Raw genomic sequence first — 23,028 nt, 5'->3', positions numbered from 1 at the left:
CCTTCGCCGCAACGCCACCCCGCACTAGCCCAACCCGCCCAGCGACGTCACCCGCAACAGCGAGTAAAGCACCACCACCAACCCGAAACCAAACCCGCACAACGCCAGCGTGAACCCGTAATACCCCTGCGTCGCCACATTCAACACCAGATACACCGCCACAATACCCACCAGCACCGCAGCCATCGCCGCCCAGGTCATCCCCACCGCCTCACCCCGCGCCAGCAGCTTCCGCTCAAGCACCGCCGCCGACGCGACAATCTCCGACTCCAGCAACACCACCTCCACCGCACTCCGATACAACTCCCCGTAAGGCCGCCGTATCTCCTGCGTCACCTCCCGCCGCACCAACCCCGGATCCGCCAGCAGCCGATCAAGCAACAAACCCGACAACGCCTCCTCCGTCGCCTCACTCGCCGCATACGCAGCCGCCACCGCCTCCGCCGCCTCCACCAACGCATACCGCCGAGCCACCACCGCCGAAGCCGCCAGCCGAGGCGTCCGAAACACCCCCGCCACCAACGCCTCACCATCCTCATGCACCGTCACCACCCGACCATCCATCGCCCCACCCACCGCCGCCCACGACGTCGATGCATCCAACGCCGGCTCAATCGGGAACAACCCCTCCAACGTCGCGTCCCACGCCCCAAGCCCCTCCTGGTGATCCTGCCCCTCAACCGAAGCATAGTTCCCACTCGGCTGTATCACAGCCGGCGTTTGACGACTCATCGCAGGCAACACCACACCAACCCCAAGCGCAATCACACTCAAACAAACCAGCAACCCGAAGACCGCCCCAAGAAGCACACCAGTGCCCTTCCAGCCTTCGCTCCAACCCATGAAACGACTCAATACCACAACGCCCCCAACCACAAAGAAACAGCCCACAAGGATCAGGAAGATAATCCAGAACGGCAAAGCCAACGCCACACCATCAACCTGCGCCATCACCGCACCTCCCGCCGTGTCGGCCACGCCACCAGCAGCACACCCACCAGCAGCAGACCCTGAACCAGCAGCAGCACGTCAATCTTCGCCGCATTCAACACCCCCACCACCGCCTCACCCACACGCCCCTGCGCCACCTGCTCAGACGCCGCATACCACATCGCCTGCAATTCCGATGCGTCACCAAACACACCCGCGCCCACAGCACCACCCAGAATCAGCACCAGCACACCACCCACCGCCCGCACCATCGAAGCCACCCCGCCCCCGCGCCGCGATAGCATCAGCATCACACCACCCGCCACCGCCAGCGACAAAGCCAACGGCGCAAACGCACGCATCATGTTCCGCTGCCAGTTCACCGACCCGAATATCTCAGCCGCCACACCATCCATATCAATATCAGGAAGAAACGCACTCACCGCATACGGCGCTCCCAACGCCTGAGCCCCCGCCAATCCACCCGCTGCCAGCAGCAACACAAACCCAACCAGTGCCACCAGCCCAGCCAGCACCGCCCCCGCGTAAGAACCACCCTGCCGGATCACACGCGCACTGTCCGTCGTCGCCCGCTCATACACACCAGCAACCGCGGGATACCCGGCCGTCTGCCACCAGTAAACGATCCGCCGATCCTTCGCGTCCTCCATATAACCGGCCACAATGAACAGCCCATCGATCAGCTGCCCAATGCCAAACAGCCCGCCCGTCAGCAACCACACAATCCCCGTCCCCCACTTGCCCACATAAAACCGATGCAACCCGCAGATCGGCACCAGCAACATCGGACACGCCACAAACAGCAACGCCAACAGCCGCGACCGAGGCGACAACGACACGACGCCCGACTCCCGCTCAACGCCTCTCGCCGCACCCGCACGCCCAGCCGATTCAGTCTCACCAAAAACGCCAGCCCGTGAAGCCACCGAAGCCATCGCCTCACCACCTTTCTGCTCATCCCGCGCAGCCTTCGCCTCCGCCGCAACCACCGGCCGCGACCCCACCCGCGAACGCTCCTCGTACATCGCCCGCTCCGCCGCCGTCCACGGAAACGCCAACCGAGACGCCGCCGGATCAAACGGCACCGACACCCGAAACGCCAAAGCCACCGCCGCCGCCGTCGCCGCAGACAAAAGCGCCATCTCACCCCCGGCGACAAACAGCACCACCACCATCGCCGCCAGACCCGCAAACACCGCACGCATCAGCGACAGCCGACGCGCTCGAACCACCGACCCCGCCCCATACGAACCCATCACCACCAAAGCGCCAAGCGTTCCGAACCACACCGCCATCAAATCATCCCGCACCGGCGATGACGACAACAAAATCACCAAAAACAGCCACGCCCCCGAGATCGCCCCCGCGATCGACGCATACCCCAGCCGCTCCAGAAACGGCTCGCTCGCAACCCTATCACCCAACCACGCACGCGCCCGCCACAAACCAAACAGCTGCCCCAACGCCACCGCCATCACCCCATAAAACAGCATCGGCTGGTGCACGTCCCGGCCCATCAGGATCGATGCCCCGCCCGCCAGGAGCAGCACCGTCAGAAGACTCAATATCACCCGCTGACCGCCACCTAACGGGTCGTTCCCTGCATCCCCCTCCATCACCGGCAGGCCCGTCCCCAAACCAACCGACACCGAACCCCCTGCGGATACACGCTCGTCTCGACCAGCCCCAGAACCTTTCGCCACCTGCCAGGTGTCCGGGTTCGCAGAGTCTGGCAGATCACGGTCAATCTCCGCCTTCGCCACTTCCTTCACCCCCACCGACATCTTCGCCGCCGCCCGCCGCGCATAAACTGTTAGATCTTCGGCCCCATACGTGCTCAGGCTCTCCCGGATCGCCGACGACCCGTACACATCCTCCACCATCTCGCCGATCGTCGCGTACCGCTCCGCCGGGTCCTTCGCCATCGCCTTCGCCACCACCCGATCAAAAGGCGCCGGCAACGCCGACACATCCACCGGCACACTCAGATGCTTCATCAGCACCTCAGCCGGCGACGCCCCGCCAAACGGCACCCGACCCGTCAGCATCTCATAAACCAAAACCCCCATCGCATAAATATCAATCCCACGGTCATAACGCCCCGCACCGATCTCCGGCGCCATGTAATGCACCGTCCCGACCGTCACCGTCTGGCTCTGCTGCGGGCTCGCCGCCATCGCCTTTGCCAAACCGTAATCCCCGATCTTCACGTACCCCTCGTCATAAAAAATGTTCCCCGGCTTCAGATCCCGATGCACCACCCCGCAGTCATGCAGATACGAAAGCCCCTTGCCGATCTCACGCAGAAAATACGCCGTCTTCTGCGGACCTAACCCCCCATCCGACTCATCAATCAGACGCCGAAGCGACGGCCCCGCCACGTACTCCATGATGACAAACGGCTCGCCCTTCTCATTCCGACGCACATCAAAGATCGTCACCAGATGCGGGCTCTTGAGATTCATGCACTGCGAGATCCCTCGCAGCTCCACGTCCTCAAACCCCTGGATCGACTTCAGCGCCACCTCCCGCCCCGAGTCCGTCACCGCAAAGTAAACCTCACCAAACCCGCCCCGACCCGCCGCACGACGAACCGTGTGCCCCTCAAGCGGGCGATCCCCCGCCTCATATCGAAATCCCTGGCCGCTGATCGTGTTCATCGTGTCATCCCTGCTCCAACACCTAGGCCGTCAACCGATCCAACCGCAACCGCAGCCCGCCCGCACCGATAGTCGCACCCGGATCCAATCGTTGCGCCTCACCCCGCCCAGCACCCCCACTTTCCTTCGCCCACAACCCGCCATCACGAACAAACACCACCACCGACGGGTCCAGCCGATCCATCCGCACATGCGCCTGACGCCCCGCACCGATCACCACCTGCTGATCCATCAGCAGCACATGCCGAGCATCCGTCCCCGCGATCCGACCCCGAAGCAGCTCAACCACCCCCGTCCCACTCGCAGGATGCGGCCGCGTCACCTGAAGCCGATGCCCACGACCCACGCTCAGCCGCTCCCCATCTTTCAACACCCGCGCCGCTTCACCCCCCTGCTCCACCAGCAACGACTCTTCCTCTCGACGAAGCACCACCCCCGCCACCCCAGGCTCCGCCAGAAGCGGCACATCCACACCACCCTGAGCCACCGGCCCGAACGACACCCGCTCATCCCGACAAACCACATACGCCCCCACCCCCTCGATCGAGAGCACCTCCAACACCGATGCCACCCCGACCAGCCCATCACCCTCACCTACCCGCTCAGACACCACCCGACGAGCCACCGGACGCTCATCACGCCAAGCCGCCGTCGCCGCCTCTGCCTGAGCCAGGTCCCCCTCACCACTCAACCCCGCCAACGGCCCGCCCGCGACCCGACGCACCACCGCCAGAGCACCCTCCAGTTCCTGCTTCAGATCCATCACCCAACCCACACCAGGCAAAAGCGACGCCGCCACACCCGCCGCGTCACAAGCCTCGTCCAGCCGCCCCGCCACCACCGCACGCCGGCACGCCGCCAGCGAACCCAGCGCCCGAACCACCGTCGCCGCCCGATCCGCCGCTCCCAGCACAGGACGCAGCACACCCGCCACAACCTCGGCCTCGCCCAACCGCGCCGCCTCAATCGCACGATCCATCACCCCCGTCGCACCGGCCATCAGCCGATCCCGAAGCGACAACACCCGCTCATCCACACGACGAACCTTCTCAAGCTCCACCAGACCCCGCACCGCCGCCGACCAGTCCCCACGAGCAACCGCCCCCTCGGTCACCTCCAGCCACCGCTCAAACCCCGATACCTCTGCGTCCAGATCACGCATCAGCCGCACCGCCCCATCTCCAAGCTCAGGCTCAGCGTCACGCAGCAGCTTGTGCGCCGCCGACCACGACCCCGAAGCAATCCGATCCGCCGCATGACGCAGCAACCCATCCCGCTGCTGCTTCCGACGATCCCGCTCACGCACCGCCGCATGAACCCGCTGACCAAGCGACGCCACCCCCGCCGCCGCCGGCTCAACCCCACACGCACGCCGGTAATCCGCCATCGCCTGATCGAGTCGCTCATGATCCAGATGCTCGTTCCCACGCCGAACCCAGGCCTCCAGCAGCCTCGCGATCAGCGCCTGACCCCGACGATGCGCCCGGACCTTCGGCTGGCTCACGATCCGCCATGCCTCGTCCAACCGACCATCGGCCAACGCGAACTCAGCTCGTTTGAACGCCAGCAGAAGCAACGAACACCTCCACACACGAGCCTCAACAGCTCAGTCTAACGATCCAGCAGCCTCAACCGAAGCCATCAGCACCATCCAAAACCCGGCAGCCCGGGGCAGCGCCCCAGGGCCGGGAGGAGAGGGAGATCCCTAAACAACTCAGCTCGCATCCTCCGCCTCGGCACCACCGGCCACCCGGTCATGCCCGAGGTAAGCATCGATCTCCGACAGCAGCGACGCCTCATCCACACGATCCTCAACGTCCAGCTGCAGATCCTGAACGAACTCGCCCTCACGGGCCAGCGTCCGCTCCGCCACATCCAGCCGCTTCTTGATCTCACCAATCAGCTCCGTCGTCTGCGACAACCGGCTCTGATCAATCGAGGTCCCGCTGCCGATCGAAGCCGCCTGCACCAGTCGATGCTGAGCCTCCAGCGCCTCGATCTGCGCCTCCAGCTCCGCCTTCTGCGTCCGCGTCTTCTCGAGCGCTCCGATCGCCGCATCCAGTGCAGCCTGCCGACCGTTCAGCAGCCGCTCCTTCGCCGCCACAGAGGCCTCAGCCTCCTGCAACAGCGAGAACCGTCGCGACAGATCCGCCGCCACCTCGTCACGCGTCATCCGCCGGTCACCCAGCCGATACGACGCCTGCTCCACCGACATCATGCTCCGCACCTGCTGAACCGCCATCCGCTGATCCTCCAGCCGATCGCTCGCCCGGTTGATCTCATGCTGCAGATGAGCCAGCTCCACCTCTTCCTCGGCGATGATCCGGATATTTGCCCGCATCTCCGGGATGATCTGACCCAGCAGATCACGCGCCCGCTGCAGCTCGATCTCCAAAGGCACACTGTCCTTGATCGACGTCTGCACCGAGTTCCACGACGTCTTCGCGTAGCTCCCGAGATCACTGCCGAACATCAACCCACCCAGGACAACCGTTCCGACGACACCCACACCCGCAAGCTTGACCGCTGTACCCACCATGGCATGCCTCCTGCCGTTAGGGACTCAAAAACCATCTCAAACCAACCCACACCGGGCCGGCACAACAGATAGTCACCCCCCAACCGATTTCCTTGCATCAACCCGGGAAAACAGACCCTCAGACCCTAAAAAACCCCACCGGCAGCCCAAAACAGTCATGAAAGCCGCCCCGGTGAGCCGGGCCGTGTCCGCCCGGTTCTTCTTCGCACCAACAAGAATCACGCCACACCCACCGACGCACTACCCGCGCTCGACCACCAACAAACACAAGTGACTCTGGCGTGACCCCGGCCGCGACGCGGCCAAGGCCTCAACCCAAAAACCACGCCAAACAGAACAACAAACCCACCCCGCAGGCCACCCCCCACCACTAGCCACAATCCCCCCCTCCGCGTATCGTCTCCATCTTCACAGGACGCCCCCCCAGGCGACCGCCCCAAGGTTCATCCGCCCCAACGCGAGGACACCCATGGCAAACCGACACGCCCGCACCCGAAGCTTCCTGGCCGCTGCCCTCACCCTCCCGCTCATCGGCCTCGCCGCCGGCTGCCAGGGACCCCAGCCGACCGCCGATGAAGCCGTCACGGTCCAGCCCCCCAAGCCCGCCGTCGTCGAAGCCATCGAACTCGCCCACGGCGCCGAGCTCTACCACGAGAAATCCGCCGTCCAGGCCGACTTCGAGGTCGTCTTTGGCGGCAACAACCTCATCGCCGGCACCATGCTCTTCAACAACGAGGTCAGCAAGGCCCGCATGGACCTCGAAGACGGCACCGTCCTCGTCTTCGACGGCAACAACGCCTGGGTCAGCCCCGAGGACGCCGAGTTCAAGAACGCCCGCTTCCACCTCCTGACCTGGCCCTACTTCCTCGCCGCCCCGATGAAGCTCTCCGACCCAGGCGTCAACTACAAGGAACTCGACTTCCAGCCCCTCGACGAGCAGAACCACCTCGCCGCCGTCAAGATGACCTTCGACGCCGGCGTCGGCGACGCCCCCGACGACTGGTACATCCTCCTCAAAGACCCCGACACCGACGCCCTCCGCGCCATGGCCTACATCGTCACCTACGGCAAAGACTCCGTCGATGAAGCCACCAGCCAACCCGGCATCATCGAGTACGCCAATTTCAAGACCGTCGAAGGCGTCGCCTTCAGCACCGAATGGGCCTTCTCCCACTGGGACCCTGAGTTAGGCAAACAGGCATCCAAGGGCACCGCCAGCATCAGCAACATCCGCTTCGTCGACGCCCCACGCGGCACCTTCGTCCCCCCCTTCAACGCCCGCGTCGATGAACTGCCCCCGCCGCCGGCCAGGCCCAAAACGGATGAAACCGCGCACAAAACGCATGCGCACGCCGAAGAATCTGAACACGATCACGGCCACGACGACCACGGCCATGATCACGAAGGCCACGATCACGACCACGAATAAACCGCCGATTTTGGATGCTCAGAACCCGGTCTGAAACGGCATAGAACGAGCGAATTTTGACGCAAACCGATCGAAAACGCTCGAAAACAAGACGTTTTCTCCTCGATTACCGCGCACAACATGACAAGCCCCACCGCGCACACGGTGGGGCTTGTTAGTTCCTGCTATCAAGCGACTTGGATTACTGCTTGACCTCGTAATCCGCATCAATCACGTCGTCACTGCTCTCGGCCGAGCCACTTTCGCCGCCCGCAGCCTCACCGGCCCCCTGACCCGCCGCCGACGACGGATCGGTCTGCTTGTAGATGGCTTCACCCATCTTCATGCCGGCCTCCTGCAGCTCGTTCAAGGCCGCCTTGATCGCGTCCTTGTCGTCCGACTTGGACTTCTCCTCGACACTCGCGATCGCCGACTCGACACTGCTCCGAACATCCGCTGGCACCTTCTCGCCGTTCTCATCCAGCTGCTTCTTGATCTGGTACACGGCGTTGTCCGCCTGGTTCTTGATGTCCACCAGCTCACGCTTGGCCTTGTCGGCGTCGGCATGCGCCTCGGCCTCCTGCTTCATCCGATCGATCTCCTCATCCGAGAGACCGGACGTGCCCTTGATCTCGATCGAGTGCTCTTTGCCAGTGCCCTTGTCCTTGGCCGACACGTTCAGGATGCCGTTCGCATCGATCTTGAAGGTCACCTCGATCTGAGGCGTGCCCCGAGGAGCCGCGGGAATCCCGGTCAGGTTGAACTGCCCCAGCGTCCGGTTGTCGGCCGCGAACTCGCGCTCGCCCTGCAGCACGTGGATTGTCACCTCGGGCTGGTTGTCTGACGCCGTCGAGAAGGTCTCCGACTTGTCGGTCGGGATCGTTGTGTTGCGCTCGATGAGCTTGGTCATCACCCCGCCCATCGTCTCGATGCCCAGCGACAGCGGCGTCACGTCCAGCAGCAGCACGTCCTTGACGTCACCCTGCAGAACACCGCCCTGGATCGCGGCACCCAGCGCCACGACCTCATCCGGATTGATCGACTTGTTCGGTTCCTTACCAAAGAGCTCCTTGGCCGTTTCCTGCGCCTTGGGCATCCGGGTCGACCCGCCAACGAGCACGACCTCATCGACATCGCCGGCCTTCAGGCCCGCATCCTTCAGCGCACTCTCCACCGGGCCACGCAGCCGCTCGAAGAGCGACGCACAGATCTGCTCGAACTTGGCACGGGTCAGCGAGATCTGCAGGTGCTTCGGGCCCTCGTTGGTCGCCGTGATAAACGGCAGGTTGATCGTGGTTTCCTGAGCGCTCGACAGCTCGCACTTGGCCTTCTCGGCCGCTTCCTTCAGCCGCTGGAGCGCCATCGCGTCCTGACGGAGATCGACACCCTCGGTCTTCTTGAACTCATCGGCGAGGAAGTCGATGACCGCCTCGTCCCAGTCGTCACCGCCGAGGTGGCCGTCGCCCGAGGTCGCGAGCACCTCGAACACGCCATCGCCGACATCGAGAATCGAGACGTCGAACGTCCCGCCGCCGAGGTCGAACACGGCGATCTTCTCGTTGCTCTTCTTATCGAGGCCGTAGGCCAGTGCCGCCGCCGTCGGCTCGTTGATGATCCGCTCGACCTTGAGCCCGGCGATCTCGCCGGCTTCCTTGGTCGCCTGCCGCTGCGAGTCGTTGAAGTAGGCCGGGACGGTGATGACCGCCGAATCAACCTTCTCGCCGAGGTAGTCCTCCGCGGTCTTCTTAAGGTCCTGCAGGATCATCGCAGAGATCTCCTGCGGCGTGTATTCCTTGTCCTTGGCCATGACCGAAACCAGGTCTTCACTGCCGCCGGTCACGGCGTAGGGCACCATCTTCTCTTCGGACTGGACCTCGTTGTGACGACGGCCCATGAAGCGTTTGATGGAGAAAATGGTGTTCTTCGGGTTGGTGACCTGCTGGTGCTTGGCCTGCTGACCGACCAGCCGCTCGCCCTTGTCGGTGAACGCCACGATGGACGGGGTGGTCCGGTTGCCGGAGCTGTTGATCAGCACCTTGGGCTGGCCGGCTTCCATGACGGCGACGACGGAGTTGGTCGTGCCAAGGTCGATTCCGATGATCTTGGACATAAGGTTCTCCTTGCGGAGGCTGGTGTTGAGGTCCGAACAGGCACCGCGGCCCGTGTCGCGGGAAGACAAAATGCAAAGCCGGTGCCACCACGAAGGGCCTTTAAGAGCCTGTTTCTGGGGTTTTTCGGCTGCCAGCGGCCGTTTGGAGCCAACGCCGTCTGCCAGAATGGCAAGAGCCTGCCTGCGGCTCCGCCTCCTCTGACGCAGACGCTGGCAGGGTCACGGGGCCAACTGAGAGGCGGGGTCTCTGCGCGCAGCGGGTTCGATTCACCCGACGAAAGAGGGTATTTTTGATGATCGACGAAGAAATAGGCGGAAAATTACAGGACTTTGGGCCCAAGGTGCGATAAAACAGGCGGACGGGGACAAAGAGACGTGCCCGCGTGGGCACCTGAGCACCCCGAATCGTTCAAACAGGAGCCGTTAGATGGCCAAGAAGACCGCCAAGACCGCCGCCAAGAAGCCGTTGACCAAAACCCAGCTTTTCTCGGCGATCGCCGACGATACCGGGCTGACCAAGAAGGATGTCGCCGCGGTGTTCGATTCGATGACCGGGCTGATCAAGAAGGAAGTCGGCAGCGGCCGCGGCGCCGGTGCCTTCACCGTCCCGGGCTTGCTCAAGATCGTCCGCTTCAAGAAGAAGGCGACCAAGGCACGCATGGGCCGTAACCCTGCCACCGGCGAAGAGATCAAAATCGCTGCCAAGCCGGCCTCGACGGTCGTCAAGCTGCGTGCTCTCAAGCCGCTCAAGGAAATGGTCTGACCCTCACCTTCTGAAATCGTGTGGGCCTGATCACCGATCGGGCTCGCCTCAGAACCCAAACCCTGTGGCCGCGGCCACGGGGTTTTTTCTTTTCCCGCCGATGCGGGCACAATGGAGCGACTTACCCGAGGAGCTTGCCTTGACCACCGCGACCCAGGAACTGATCGGACGACACGACGCGGTCCTGACCCCGAACTACGGCCGGTTTCCCGTGGCCATCGTCCGCGGCGAAGGCAGCCACCTTTATGACGTCGAGGGCAAGCGCTACATCGACCTGTTCGCCGGCTTCGGTGCGCCGGTGATCGGCCACTGCCACCCGGACCTGGTCAAGGCCGTGACCGAGCAGGCGAAGAGGCTCTGGCACGTCGGCAACCTGCTGCACACCGAACCGCAGGTTCGGGCCGCGGAGTTCATTCAGCGTCTGGGCTTCGGCGGGCAGAGCTTCTTCAGCCACGCCGGCGCCGACGCCAACGAGGCGGCCATCAAGCTCACGCGGCTCTACGGCAAGGCCAACCCGGGCGACGCGACCGGCCCGCACGGCCGGTACAAGGTGATCTCGACGACCCGGAGTTTCCACGGCCGATCCTTCGCGACGATGGGCGCCACCGGCCAGCCGGCGGTGCGCGAGGGCTTCGAGCCCCTGCTGCCGGGCTTCACGAACGTGGCCTACAACGACCTCGAAGCCATCAAGGCGGCGATGGATGCCGAGACCGTCGCGATCATCGTCGAGCCGATCCAGGGCGAGGGCGGGATCCACGTGCCGGACCCGGGATATTTCCAGTCGCTCCGAGCCCTGTGCGATGAGCACGATCTGCTGCTGATCGCGGACGAGGTGTGGACGGGGTGCGGTCGGACGGGTCGGGTGTTTGGGCATCAGTTGTGGGATGTGGTTCCGGATTTGATGACGCTTGGGAAGGGTGTGGGTGGTGGGTTGCCGGTGGGTGTGATGTGCGCACGGCCGGAGGTGGCGGAGACGTACAGCGCGGCGAAGCACGGGCGTGTGATGCATGCGACAACGCTGGGCGGGAATTGTCTGGCGATGGCGGCGACGGCGACGGTGTTTGAGGTGATTGAGCGAGAGAAGTTGGATGCGCGGGCGGCTCGTCTTGGGGAGGCGGTGGTGAAGCGGCTGCAACGTTTTGCGGAGGGTTGTGAGGCGGTTCGGGAGGTTCGGGGTCGTGGTTTATTCCTTGGGATTGAGGTGGATGAATCGAAGTTGCCGGAGGCGTCGCCTACTGCGCGGGATGTGGTGCTGGCGCTGATGGAGCGCGGGGTGATGATCAACGCGACGAAGGGTGGGGTGCTGCGGATCGCTCCGGCGCTGACGGTGCCGGAGGATGTGCTGGGTGAGGGATTGGATGCGATGGAGTCAGTGCTCGGCGGGCGGTGAGTGATGGGGTGTGCTTGTTGAAACACTGGACGTTCGGATCGGTGGCGGTTGTGTTTGCGGCGGTGTGCGTCTTTGCGGTGCCGGGCTGTCGGAGTGGTGGTGAAGAGCCGGTTGAGGATCTGCCGACGATTGGCGAGATTCGGTCGACGGTGACGCCACCTGGCCCGCCTGGGACGGCGCCGTCGGTTCAGCGGCCGGGTTCGGCCATTCAGCTGAGCGTGATGCAGATCGGGTTGACGATTGATGCGGGTCTGGACGCGGCGTGGTCGGCGATGTCTGCGGAGAGCCTGAGCCCGAGTGTGGCGGAGCGGTGGGCCCGGAATGGTCTGCGGGTGGGGGTAATGCCTGCTGATACGGTGACTGAGTGGGTGGCGGGGTTGCCGTTGCCGACGTGGCCGATGGGGCGTCGTCGGGCGGTGATTCAGGCGGGTGGGATGCCGATTCTGGAGACGGGTCGATTGTCGGAGTCGGTGGCGGTGGATCTGGGGGGGTTGTCTGCGGAGATGACGAATGGTCCGTTGATGGTTGATGCGATGCTGCGTGAGGGGGCGGCGGGGCGTTCGACGGCGGTGCTGGTTCCATCGGTGCCGGATGTTCGGGGGTGGCTGATGCGTGGGCCGGTGGTGGATGCTTTGGATCACCGGCGGGTTTTTGACTCGCTGGCCCTACCGTTGGCTGCGAGTGGTCAGACGGCGCTGGTCTTTGGGTTGACCGAGGAGGCTCGGGAGCGGGTGCTTGAGCGGCTCGAGTTGGGGGCGGCGGCGGATGAGCGGGCGTTGCCGATGGGGGTGGCGTTGATGATCCGGGAGAAGTCGGGTGTGGTGTGGCAGCGGGTGGTGGTGTTGCGGGCAGTGCGGGTTGGGGGTTGATGGGTGTGGGCGGCTAGCGGTTTGGCAGCGCAGAGGCAGGCCGCGGCGACACGTCGCGGCTCGATATTGAGGAAGATTTCTGGGTGCCTATTCGGTGGGAGGTGGACCGCCGGTGTTTGGCGTATCGCTGCCGTCTCCCCCGCCGCCACGGCGTCGTCTTCTGCGGCGGCGTTTTTTCCTGGGTGCGTCGCCTGAGGCATTGGGGTCGGTGGAGGGATTATTCTCCGGGGATGAGGCGTTGGGATCGGCGGCCTGGGGGCGGTTGTCGCCGGCTTGCTGGTCGCTGCGGGGTCGGCGAGAGCGTCGTCGGCGGCGGGGCTTTCGCTGTTCGCCGGCGTCATTCTGCTGGTCTTTTTCTTCGTTGTCGCGGGGTGGGGCGTCGGCGGGTCGCTGGGAGCGGCCGGTTTGTGCGGGTGGCCCGCCTCGGCGTTCGGTGCGTCGTGCGGAGCGGGCGGCCCAGGCTTCGGCGCGTTCGCGTTCTTCTTCCTGCATTTGCTTGCGCCATGCGTTGGCTTCGTCCTTGTCGAGACGGCGGATGTTCTCCAGGGGGTAGGCGGCGGGTGGGTTGGGGCCGATGCGGACGAGGACGAGTTGGGTGAGGATCTGGGAGTCGAGGACGATGCCTATGCCGTCTTCGGTTTCGACGACGGTTTTCTTGTGGGGGAGTTTTTTACGGAGTTCGTCGTAGGTTTTGTCTTCGTAGCGGAGGCAGCACATGAGTCGTCCGCAGCGGCCGGAGATTTTCTGGGGGTCGAGGGTGGCTTTCTGGATTTTGGCCGAGCGCATGGAGATGGGTTTGAGGACTTTGAGGAACTGCTTGCAGCAGCAGTGTTGTCCGCATTTTTCGTAGTCGGCAACTAGGCGGGCTTCCTCTCGGGCGTTGACCTGGAGCATCTCGATGCGGGTATGTAGTTCGGCGGCGAGTTGCTTGACGAGTTCGCGGAAGTCGACCCAGTCTTCGGAGGCGTAGTAGAAGAGGATGCGTTCGCCGCCGAGCAGTGGTTCGACGTCGACGAGTTTCATATCGAGGTTGAGTTCGTTGATGAGTCGTTTGGCGAGTTTGGTGAACTCGGGTTTGCGGGCGTCGAGTTTGTTCTGTTCGATGAGGTCTTCGGGTGTGGCGACGCGGAGGATGCGACCGTCTTTGGTGAAGGGGTAGTCTTTGCCGCCTGAGTTTTTGATGTAGTCGAGCATCTGGCTGCGTGAGATGGATTTTCCGCAGCCGGAATTGGAGCAGGTGGTGGTCAGCATTTCACCGATTTCGGTTCCGCGGTCGGTGCGGATAACCATCTTTGATCCGCAGCCGGGTTTTGCGTCGCCGTCGTAGGGGAACTCGGCGATTTTCTTCTGATAGCCGTACTTGACCACGATGGTTTTGGGTGCTTCAAGGCTGTCGTAGACGGCCTGGTCTTCCTCGGAAAGCATGATGGGAAGGGGTGTGATGCTGCCGGGCATGTGGGCTCCGTGTGCAGGTCGAACGACGCGACGGTGTTGTCGTCGCGGGGGCGTTGTTCTTGGTGTCGCCGAGTGGTTTTTCAGACTCACCGCTGCCTCGGCGCGGCGGAGAGGTCGTGACACGGAGCCGTCTGAACACCAGTATATGGGGTCCGGAGATATGCGTCAGCGCGTCAGGTCGGCGGACTTGGTGACGCCCAGGGATGCGTAGATCTGTCGGGTGGCGCTGGATTTGTTCAGGGTGTAGAAGTGGATGCCGCGGACCTGGTGATCGATGAGGTCGCGGGCCTGCTCGGTGGCCCAGTGGATACCGACGCGTTGGACGGCTTCGGGGTCGTCGCCGGCTCGCTGGAGTGAGCGGAGGAGCGGTGCGGGGAAGCGTGCTCCGGCGGCGAGGTCGGCCATGCGTCTCATGCCTTTGGTGGTGGTGATGGGCATGAGTCCGGCGATGATGGGGACGTTGATGCCAGCGAGTTCGCAGCGTTCGCGGAAGTCGTAGAAGTCGTGGTTGTCGAAGAAGAGCTGGGTGCAGATGTAGTCGGCTCCAGCGTCGACTTTGGCTTTGAGGTGGTCGAGTTCGTCGAGGCGGTTGGGCGTGGCGGGGTGTCCTTCGGGGAAGCCGGCGACGCCTATGCCGAAGCCACGAGGGTCGGGATGGTTGGCCTGGGCGTGTTTTTTAATGAATGCGACGAGGCCGGCGGCGTGCTGGAAGGCGTCCTGTGCGCGGTCCCAGTCGGCGCGGTCTCGGGGTGGGTCGCCGCCCAGGGCGAGGATGTTGGAGACGCCGGCGGCGATGTAGTGGTCGAGGATCTCGGCGATGTCTGCTTCCTGGTGGCAGACGCAGGTGAGGTGGGGGATGGGATCGAGGGTGGTGGATTTTTTAAGACGGAGGACGAGGTCGTGGGTGAGTTCGCGGGTGGACCCGCCTGCGCCGTAGGTGACGGAGACGAAGTCGGGTGAGAGGGCTTCGAGTTCGGCGATGGTTGTGTAGAGGTCTTCTGCGGCTTCGGCATTCTTGGGTGGGAAGAACTCGAAGGAGAAGGTGGTTGGGTGTTGGTCGAGGATGTCGAGGATGTGCATACCGCCTCCGTGTGGTGGACCTAGTAGGGTAGGTGGCGTGTTGGGGCCGTCAACTGCCTGGGAGTGTTATGTAGATGATCGTCGATTTGGTGATTCCGGCTCGTAATGAAGCGGAGAATATCGGAGCTTTGTTCGAAGCGCTGCCTGCGGGTGTGTTTCGTCGGGTGGTGGTGGGGGACAATGGATCGACGGACGCGACGGCGGCGTTGGTGAGGGAACGGGGTGGCGAGGTGGTGGCGGAATCGCGGATGGGTTACGGGAGTGCTTGTCTGGCGGCGCTTGGGTGGATTCGTGATCGGGGGGATGTGCCGGATGCGGTGGCGTTTCTGGATGCGGATTTGTCGGATGATCCGGCCTCGTTGCCTGAGCTGATCGGGGTGTTGGAGCGGGGTGAGGCTAATTTGGCAATGGGGTGTCGGACGCGGCTGGCGGACAATGGGGCGCTGGATCCTCATCAGCGGTTCGGGACGGGTCTGGCGTGCTGGCTGGCGTGGTTGACGACGGGGGCTCGGTATCGGGATCTGGGGCCGATGCGGGTGATTCGGTGGGAGGCGTTGGAGCGGTTGGAGATGGTTGATCGGACGTGGGGATGGACGATTGAGATGCAGGTGAAGGCGGCGACGCGTGGGGTGCGAGCGGTGGAGGTGGATGTGCCGTATCGGAAGCGTCATGCGGGGCGGAGCAAGATCACGGGGTCGCTGTGGGTGAGTGCCAGGGTGGGGGTGCGGATTATCTGGACGGTGGGGGTGCTTTGGTGGGGGGAGCGGGGGAAGCGTGTTGCTTCAGCTACTGCAGGTGAGATCACGCCCCTAAAGGGGCGTGGTACCCGAAGGTCGTGAGTCGTCGGTGGCGACATAAAAAAGCCGCGGTGGTGGCCGCGGCTTGTTGGTTTTGGGTTTTGGCTTGGATTAGCCCAATAATCTTGGGAGGGAGGAGATGGGTCGTCGTTGGTCGCAGGGGGATTCGGCGTCGTGCCAGTGTTCGACGGCGGCTTCGCCTAGTTTCCAGCAGAGGAAGAGTTCGCCTTGTTCGCTGATGGCTGGGAAGTCGATGGTTCCGGATTCGAAGTCGCGGAGTTCGACGCCAGCCTGCTGGAGTTCGTCGACGAGGTCTGAGAGTCGGACCATGGCGCGTTTGTAGGCTTCTTCGAGGATGCCTGCGGTGTCGGTGTGTCCGTGGGATTCGATGCGGAGGCGCAGCTGGACGACTTCCTCGTAGGCGTGGGTGATGTCTTCGGTGACGCGGCGGAGGTAGATGAGGGCACGGTTGGCTTCAGCGGGGTCGAAGTATCGGACCCTTGAGACAACGGGTGCTTCGATGCTGGCGGCTGAGTCGCGGACAACCATGGGGGAGATCCTTTCGCCGAGGCCCGGTTTGCGGGCCGGTCTGGGATAGAGGGTCTATCGGGCGAGGGTGTGTCTGGTCGTTAGCGGGATCTCGGGTGATTGGGGAGCGGGTTATCCGGAGAAGAACCTTGTTCGGGGCGCCGTGTTCAGGCGGTTTGGGTATGGCCATCGGCTTCGAGGCCGAGGGCGTGCTTGAGGTCGATCATGAGGCTGAGGAGGAGGGGGACGACGATGAGGGTGAAGAGGGTGGCGATGACGAGCCCGCCGACGACGACGGAGCCGAGCCCGCGGTAGAGCTCGGAGCCGGAGCCGGGCATGAGGACGAGGGGGAGCATGCCACAGACGGAGGTGATGGTGGTCATGAAGATGGGTCGGAAGCGTGAGCGGACGGACTCGCGGATGGCGTCTCGGGCGGGGAGTTTCTGGCCGGCCTCGGCGGTGTCGGTGTCGGCCTGTCCGCGCATGAAGTTGAGGGTCTGGTGGACGATGAGGATGGCGTTGTTGACGACGACGCCGATGAGGATGACGAAGCCGAGCATGGTGAGGACATCGAGGAGTTGGGTTTCTTCGAAGGCGTGGACGATGGCGAGGCCGAGGAAGCCGCCTAGCGTGGCAAGGGGGACGGCGATCATGACGACGAGTGGGTAGAAGTAGCTTTCGAAGAGTGCGGCCATGAGGAGGAAGACGACGAGGACGGCGAGGAACATGCGGCTGAGGCCGACGGAGCGGATGGTCTCGCGGGTCCAGCCGTACCAGGAGCCGATGAGGGCTTCGCGGACTTCTTCGAGTTTGGTGGCGGAGCCTGTGAGGTCGACGGCGATGTCGGTGGTGATGCGGCCTTGCTGGCGGAGGGAAGCGATGGTGGCGTTGAGGTCGTTGGTGGCGGTTTCGAGGGCGACGTTGTCGGGGGGTGTGACGGTGAGGGTGACGGCTTTCTGTTCTTCGATGCGGAGGATCTGCTGGGGTGCCTGGGCGTAGCTGAAGGTGGCGACGGAGGAGACGGGGATGACGCCTAGTTCACCTGAGGGTGTTCGGTAGGCGAGGGGGAGGTCGGCGATGCGTTCGGGTTCGCCGGCGATGTTGGCGTTGGCCATGGCGCGTATGTCGATGGATTCACCGGCGATGCGGAAGTCGCCGACGATGACGCCATCGACGAGAGCGGCGACGGCGTTTCCGAGTGCCTGGACGTCGATGCCGAGGTCGGCGGCTTTGACGCGATCGATGGTGAAGCGGATTTCTCGGGCGGGTCGATCGAAGTTGGTGGGATCGGGCTGGACGGCCATGGGTCCGTAGTCGGCGAGGACTTCTCCCTGTATGGCGGTGGCGGCGGCGCGGACGGATTCGAGGGATTCGCCGACGATATCGATGTCGATGGATCGGGAGCCGGCGGCCCCCCTGCCGAAGAGTGAGGTCTGCTGGGCGAAGCCCATGCCCCAGCTGTCGGTGGAGGCGGAGGAGAGGAGGGGTGCGAGGGGTTGGATTTTGTTTTTGTCAGCGCTGGTTGCGCCGTGGAAGGCGCCGCCATTGAACGTGACGAAGAAGTAGTTCTCCATCGGGGGGACGTCGGTGATGGGTTGCTGGGTGAAGGGGTCGAGGAGGGGTTCGATGGCGGCGGCCTGCTCGGTTGTTTCGGCGAGCCAGAAGGGTTCGAGTTGTGATTCGACTCGCAGGGCGATGTCTTCGGTGGTGGCGACGTCGTAACCGGGGGGGATGATGAGGATGCCAAAGACGAGGTTCTGGTTGCCTCGGGGGAGATAGTCGGTGGGGGGCATGAGGATGGCTGCGCCGCCCAGGGAGATGAGGACGAAGGAGGCGACGATGAGGATGCGGCCGAGGATTGGTCCGGGGCCGGGTGCGAGGAGGAGGTCGATCCCGTTTGAGAAGGTGTTGGTGATTTCGTTGCCGATGGCTTTGAGGCCGAAGCTTTGTTGAGTGTCGTGTGATTTTTGTTTTTTGGTTTTGAGAAAGCGGGCGCAGACGGTGGGGATGACGGTGATGGCGACGATGAGTGAGAGGGTGACGGCTGCGCAGACGGCGAGGGCGATGTCGCGGAAGAGCTGGCCAGCTTCTTCCTGGATGGTCAGGACGGGGACGAAGACGGCGAGGGTGGTGAGGGTGGAGGCGAGGATGGCTCCCCAGACTTCCCTGGAGGCGTCGTAGGCGGCGACGCGGGGCTTCTTGCCCATGGCGAGGTGGCGGTCGATGTTTTCGAGGACGACGATGGCGTTGTCGACGACCATGCCGACGGCGAAGGCGAGGCCGGCGAGGGAGATGACGTTGACGTTGCGTCCGGCGGCGTACATGACAACGAAGGTGCCGATGACGGAGATGGGGATGGAGACGGCGATGACGAGGACGGGTCGGCCGGAGCGGAGAAAGACGAGGAGGCCGAGGATGGCGAGTGTCCCGCCTATGTAGAGGTTGGACTGTACGAGTCCGATGGCGTCGTAGATGTAGACGGTTTCGTCGTAGACCTGTCGGATGGCGAGGTCGGGCGGGGTTTGGAGTTGGTTGGCTTCCTGGGTGAGGAGAGCGAGTTGGGGGAGGAGGGTGTCGTTGACTTCCTGGATGCGTTGGCGGACGCCTTCCATCACGGTGATGACGTTGGCCCCGGGTTCGAGGTAGACGGGCATGGCGATGGAGACCTGGCCTCGGGAGCGGACGAATGAGCGTCTTTCTTCGAAGGTCTGTGTGACGGTGGCGAGGTCGCGGATGCGGATGGGGCCGCCTTGTATGTCGGTGGTGACGACGGTGTCTCGGATCTGATCGAGGTCGTCGTATTGGCCGACGGTTCGGACCTGCGTGGTGTAGCGGCCTTCGGCGAGGTCGCCGGCTGAGATGTTGATGTTTTCCCGGATGAGTGCGTCGCGGAGTTCATCGACGGTGACTCTTCGCTGGGCGATGGCCTCGGGGTCGAACTCGATGTGTACTTCGCGGTCGGTGCCGCCATAGACGCGGACTTCGGAGACGCCGGCGATGCGTTCGAGGGCGGGCTTGATGCGTTCTTCGATCTGGTCGCCAAGGTGCTGGACGTTGAATACCTTGTTACGGTCTTCGAGGAGGAGCCATGCGATGGGGCTTCCGGCTCCGGCTTCGCCTGAGGTGATGACGGGTTCTTCGGCGTCGGGCGGGTATTCGGGGACTTCGCGGAGGGAGTCGGAGACTTCGACGCGGGCGGCCTGGAGGTCGGTGCCGACGGTGAATTCGAGTTCGATTTCGGCTTCGCCCTGGTTGGCCCGGGCGGTCATGGTGATGAGGTTGTCGACGTTTTTGAGGACGTCTTCCTGTGGCTCGATGATCTCGCGTTCGATTTCTTCGGGGCTTCGTCCGGTCCACTCGGTGTTGACCGTGATGATGGTGGGGTCGACGTTGGGAGTGAGCTGGACGGGGGTGCTGAGTAGTGAGACCCATCCGAAGAGGACGAGGAGGATGACGCCAACCGTGATCTTGACGGGGTTGTCGATGGCGAAGCGGATGATGTCCACGTGGGTGTGTCTCGGAGGCAGCGGAGGTTGTCGTGAGGACTAGGGTTGCGGTATGGCGTTGGCGGTCTGGGTGTCTTCGGGCTGGAGGATGAGTGGCCTTGTGGGGAAGAGCCATTCGGCGCCCTGGGTGACGACGGAGGTGCCGGGCATGAGGGGTGGTCCCTGGGGTCCGCCTGGTGCCTGGCGTACGGCGTAGCCGTCGGCGTAGGGGAAGAGGATGTTGACGACGACGGGGAGGGTCATGGGCATGCTGTCGGTGGGTACGACGATCCAGACGGTGGGTGTGCCGGTGCCGAACTGGACGGCGTCGCGGGGGACGAGCAGGACGTCGGCGGGTGGGCCGACGGGCATGCGGGCCTGGACACTCATGCCGGCGAGGAGCTTGCCGTCGTGGTCGTCGAGTCGGATCTTGACGGGGAAAGTGCGTGCCATGTTGTCGGCGTCGGGTGCGATGGCGACGATCTCGCCTGTTTTGACGGTGCCGAGGGATTCGATTTCGACCTCGACCTGCTGGCCGATTTCGATCTGGGCGACGAGGCTCTCGGGGACATCGGCTTCGGCGTCGATTTGTCCTGTGGAGACAACCTCAACGAGTTCGGCTCCGAGCTCGGCCCACTCGCCGACTTCGGCGTGCTTGGCGGTGACGCGGCCGTCGAAAGGGGCGAGGACTTCGACGCGTTCGACGGATTGGCGGGCGCGGTTGCGTCGTGCTTCGGCGGCGCGGAGGGCTGCGTCGTAGGAGGCGACGAGGGCGCGTTGGTCTTCGACTTCCTTCTCGACGGCGGAGCGCGTTTCGCGGAGTTGGATGAGTTGGTCGAGGTCTCGCTGGGCCTGGTCGCGGCTGACCTGGATGGAGACGATCTCGGCTTCGGCGGCTTCGAGGTCGAGGCTGGCCCAGATGCCGTCGATGCGTGCGAGTAGGGTCTGGCCGGCGGTGACGGTGTCGCCGACTTCGACGGGGAGGTCGGTGATGCGTCCTTCGACTTCGGCGGCGACCTGGGCTCTGCGGATTTCGCGGAGGCGGCCGGTGATCTGCTGGGTCCGGCTGATGGTTTGCTGACGGACGGGTGCGACGATGACGGAGGCTGGTGGGGGCCCGCCCATTTCGCCCGGCGGTGGACCGGCCTGCTCTTCCTGCGTCGTCGCGTAGGTGACGAGGGCGTAGGTGGCGATGATGGATAGGGTGGCTGGGATCAGAGCGACCAGCGCGAAGACAACCCACAGTTTTTTGTTGTTAGCCGACACGTCACAACCTCGTGAGCGGGGGCTTGAGCGTCGTGCTCAGGCGGGGTCACGTTAGACCTGCGGCCGGATGGCGTCAAACGGGGTTGTTTGGTTTTGGTGAGGGCGTGATTCAGCCGCCGGTGCGCAGGAGTGTGATGGGCAGTGCTGCGGTGGAACCGTTCTGATCGGCCCAGACGCCGACACGGATTTTGCGCACGCCCCACTGGATGGCGGCTTCGTGTGTGGCGAAGAGGACGTCGAGTCGGTAGCCCTTGATGGCGCCGCCTCGGTCGAGGACCTGGACGGGCTGCTCGTTGTTGTAGCCGGGGATGGTGAGGACGGTGCCGAAGGGCAGTAGTCGGGTGTCGGCGGCGACGAGGCGCATGCCGTTGGTCCAGACGCTGTAGCCGGAGGCGGTGAAGCCGTCGTTCCAGGGTCCACAGGAGCGTTCATCGGGGCTGTAGGCGGTGACGGTCATTTCGACTTCGCCGAGGAGCCGGTAGCTCTTGCCGGCGAACTCGATGGTGCCGGGGTCGGTGTCGACCGGGAGGAGGTGGGTGGTGAGGTCGAGGTCTTCCTCGGTAAGTTCGGGTTCGTCCGAGGTGTGCTGTGCCTGAGCGAGAGCGGCGGCTTCCTTGTCGATGGCGAGGAGGGTGAGCCCGCTGGCGTTCTGGTCAGGATTCAAGAGAACGGCGGTGGCAGCGCCGATAAAGAGTCCTGCCATGGCGGCGGCGGCGATGCCGAGCGTCATCCATGTGCGGCGGATTCGCCGCTGAAGTCTGGAGAGCTTTTCTGCGCCGGCATTGGCGAAGCTGTTGTTTAGCAGCTGGCTGGGTTGGCTCATGACGGCAAGCTCCTGGGACGCGTCCCGGTGGATATCCCATTGTAGCACCGGAACATGATTCACGTTGTGTTCGTGTGGTTTGCTACTGAAAGTCCTGACTTCGGGGACGTCAAAATTGTTCTAATTGGAATGTCGGGTGGAAGTTTGCCCTGCTTAACCAGATGTCACGATCGGCACGGTTTTTCCTTCCTAGTTGGCTCGTTACGGGCCTGACAGCGCTTCAGGGCGGTTTACGGGGTTGCGATCGGGTTAGGCTTGGGGGATAACACCTCCCCCGCCCCCCTTCCCTGCTTTTGGCCTTCTCGCCGGTGCTGGCTGGTGGTGAGGGTTTCTGGGCTTGCCTTGTTTTGATGACACCAACTGATTGAGGAGCCTGTGATGGAAACGACGCTGATTATTCTGAAGCCTGACGCGGTGCAGCGTGGCTTGTGCGGTGAGATTCTGAGCCGTTTTGAGCGGAAGGGTCTGTCGCTGGTTGCGATGAAGATGATGGTGATCCCGCGTGATCTGGCGGAAAAGCACTATGCGGAGCATGCGGGCAAGCCGTTCTTTGAGGGGCTGCTTTCGTTTGTGACGAGTTCGCCTGTGGTGGTGCTGGCGGTCCGGGGTGTGAACGCGATCGCGGTCTGCCGGAAGCTGATCGGTGCGACCAACGGGCAGAAGGCAGAGCCGGGAACGATCCGCGGGGACTTCGGGATGTCGGGTGGTTACAACCTGATTCATGGTTCGGACTCGGCGGCGTCGGCGGAGCGTGAGTTGAAGCTGTGGTTCCCGGATGGTGGGTTTGATGCGACGGAGCGGGCGAAGGATCAGTGGGTTTACGATCCCTCGGATCTGTAACCCCCCTCCTCCCCTTTCAGAAAACTAAATCATGCGAGCCGTGCCGAGAGGTGCGGCTCGTTTT

General features: G+C 63.8%; 17 protein-coding genes. 6 read left to right on the top strand and 11 right to left on the bottom strand.

Translation table 11 applies throughout. From position 1 onward, the window contains the following. Positions 1–24: 24 nt before the first annotated feature. The 4 genes from ACQZAB_RS11595 to ACQZAB_RS11580 all read right to left on the bottom strand — a co-directional run bounded on the left by ACQZAB_RS11595 (position 25) and on the right by ACQZAB_RS11580 (position 6,150). Positions 25–951 carry a hypothetical protein gene (locus ACQZAB_RS11595; RefSeq protein ID WP_428389681.1) on the bottom strand — a complete coding sequence of 309 codons (927 nt, stop codon included), beginning with the start codon at positions 949–951 and terminating at the stop codon, positions 25–27. Next, positions 951–3,611, bottom strand: coding sequence for a protein kinase domain-containing protein (locus ACQZAB_RS11590; RefSeq protein ID WP_428389680.1), 2,661 nt, complete (start codon positions 3,609–3,611; stop codon positions 951–953). Before ACQZAB_RS11590 ends, ACQZAB_RS11595 begins: the two co-directional genes overlap by 1 nt. Before the next feature lie 22 nt (positions 3,612–3,633). Further along, on the bottom strand, positions 3,634–5,187 hold the full coding sequence (locus ACQZAB_RS11585; RefSeq protein ID WP_428389679.1) for a hypothetical protein: 1,554 nt from the start codon (positions 5,185–5,187) through the stop codon (positions 3,634–3,636). A 138-nt stretch (positions 5,188–5,325) separates the two neighbouring features. Then, a complete protein-coding gene (locus ACQZAB_RS11580; protein ID WP_428389678.1) occupies positions 5,326–6,150 on the bottom strand; it encodes a hypothetical protein in 825 nt (274 codons plus the stop codon). A gap of 469 nt (positions 6,151–6,619) precedes the next feature. Here ACQZAB_RS11580 and ACQZAB_RS11575 point away from each other — a divergent pair, with 469 nt between their 5' ends. Continuing rightward, a complete protein-coding gene (locus tag ACQZAB_RS11575; protein ID WP_428389677.1) occupies positions 6,620–7,579 on the top strand; it encodes a hypothetical protein in 960 nt (319 codons plus the stop codon). A 181-nt stretch (positions 7,580–7,760) separates the two neighbouring features. Here the strand turns inward: ACQZAB_RS11575 and dnaK are convergent, their stop codons facing one another. Continuing rightward, positions 7,761–9,668 (bottom strand): molecular chaperone DnaK, encoded by a 1,908-nt coding sequence (dnaK, locus tag ACQZAB_RS11570; RefSeq protein ID WP_428389676.1) that lies wholly within the window; start codon positions 9,666–9,668, stop codon positions 7,761–7,763. Positions 9,669–10,095: 427 nt separating this feature from the next. Here dnaK and ACQZAB_RS11565 point away from each other — a divergent pair, with 427 nt between their 5' ends. From ACQZAB_RS11565 to ACQZAB_RS11555, 3 genes are all read left to right on the top strand, one after another. Continuing rightward, entirely contained in the window at positions 10,096–10,431 is a 336-nt protein-coding gene (locus tag ACQZAB_RS11565; protein WP_428389675.1) for an HU family DNA-binding protein, read from the top strand. A gap of 139 nt (positions 10,432–10,570) precedes the next feature. After that, positions 10,571–11,821: an aspartate aminotransferase family protein gene (locus ACQZAB_RS11560; RefSeq protein WP_428389674.1), complete on the top strand. Its 1,251-nt coding sequence runs from the start codon at positions 10,571–10,573 to the stop codon at positions 11,819–11,821. Between the two features lie 17 nt (positions 11,822–11,838). Next, positions 11,839–12,690: a hypothetical protein gene (locus ACQZAB_RS11555; protein ID WP_428389673.1), complete on the top strand. Its 852-nt coding sequence runs from the start codon at positions 11,839–11,841 to the stop codon at positions 12,688–12,690. A gap of 87 nt (positions 12,691–12,777) precedes the next feature. Here ACQZAB_RS11555 and ACQZAB_RS11550 read toward each other — a convergent pair whose 3' ends face one another. Both ACQZAB_RS11550 and metF read right to left on the bottom strand, forming a co-directional pair. Continuing rightward, entirely contained in the window at positions 12,778–14,145 is a 1,368-nt protein-coding gene (locus ACQZAB_RS11550) for a PSP1 domain-containing protein (protein WP_428389672.1), read from the bottom strand. A 165-nt stretch (positions 14,146–14,310) separates the two neighbouring features. Next, positions 14,311–15,225, bottom strand: a complete 915-nt coding sequence (gene metF / locus ACQZAB_RS11545; RefSeq protein WP_428389671.1) for a methylenetetrahydrofolate reductase [NAD(P)H] — start codon at positions 15,223–15,225, stop codon at positions 14,311–14,313. Positions 15,226–15,299: 74 nt separating this feature from the next. On the opposite strand from metF, the gene ACQZAB_RS11540 reads away from it, so the two are divergent. Continuing rightward, the gene (locus tag ACQZAB_RS11540; protein WP_428389670.1) at positions 15,300–16,064 is read left to right on the top strand and encodes a glycosyltransferase family 2 protein; all 765 of its coding nucleotides are present in this window, start codon (positions 15,300–15,302) and stop codon (positions 16,062–16,064) included. Between the two features lie 69 nt (positions 16,065–16,133). On the opposite strand, the gene ACQZAB_RS11535 is transcribed toward ACQZAB_RS11540, so the two are convergent. From ACQZAB_RS11535 to ACQZAB_RS11520, 4 genes are all read right to left on the bottom strand, one after another. Further along, complete coding sequence (locus ACQZAB_RS11535) at positions 16,134–16,571, bottom strand: DUF2203 domain-containing protein (protein ID WP_428389669.1); 438 nt, start codon at positions 16,569–16,571, stop codon at positions 16,134–16,136. Between the two features lie 146 nt (positions 16,572–16,717). Next, the gene (locus tag ACQZAB_RS11530; protein ID WP_428389668.1) at positions 16,718–20,056 is read right to left on the bottom strand and encodes an efflux RND transporter permease subunit; all 3,339 of its coding nucleotides are present in this window, start codon (positions 20,054–20,056) and stop codon (positions 16,718–16,720) included. Between the two features lie 39 nt (positions 20,057–20,095). Further along, positions 20,096–21,301, bottom strand: coding sequence for an efflux RND transporter periplasmic adaptor subunit (locus ACQZAB_RS11525; RefSeq protein ID WP_428389667.1), 1,206 nt, complete (start codon positions 21,299–21,301; stop codon positions 20,096–20,098). A 109-nt stretch (positions 21,302–21,410) separates the two neighbouring features. Beyond that, a complete protein-coding gene (locus ACQZAB_RS11520) occupies positions 21,411–22,124 on the bottom strand; it encodes a 3D domain-containing protein (RefSeq protein WP_428389666.1) in 714 nt (237 codons plus the stop codon). A 378-nt stretch (positions 22,125–22,502) separates the two neighbouring features. On the opposite strand from ACQZAB_RS11520, the gene ndk reads away from it, so the two are divergent. Continuing rightward, on the top strand, positions 22,503–22,964 hold the full coding sequence (gene ndk, locus ACQZAB_RS11515) for a nucleoside-diphosphate kinase (protein ID WP_428389665.1): 462 nt from the start codon (positions 22,503–22,505) through the stop codon (positions 22,962–22,964). Positions 22,965–23,028: the final 64 nt, after the last annotated feature.

It is taken from the genome of Mucisphaera sp. (assembly GCF_965279675.1).
In the GTDB taxonomy this organism is placed as follows: domain Bacteria; phylum Planctomycetota; class Phycisphaerae; order Phycisphaerales; family Phycisphaeraceae; genus Mucisphaera.
The sequence above is the reverse complement of the archived record's forward strand: the minus strand, read 5'-3'. Positions and strand labels throughout refer to the sequence as shown.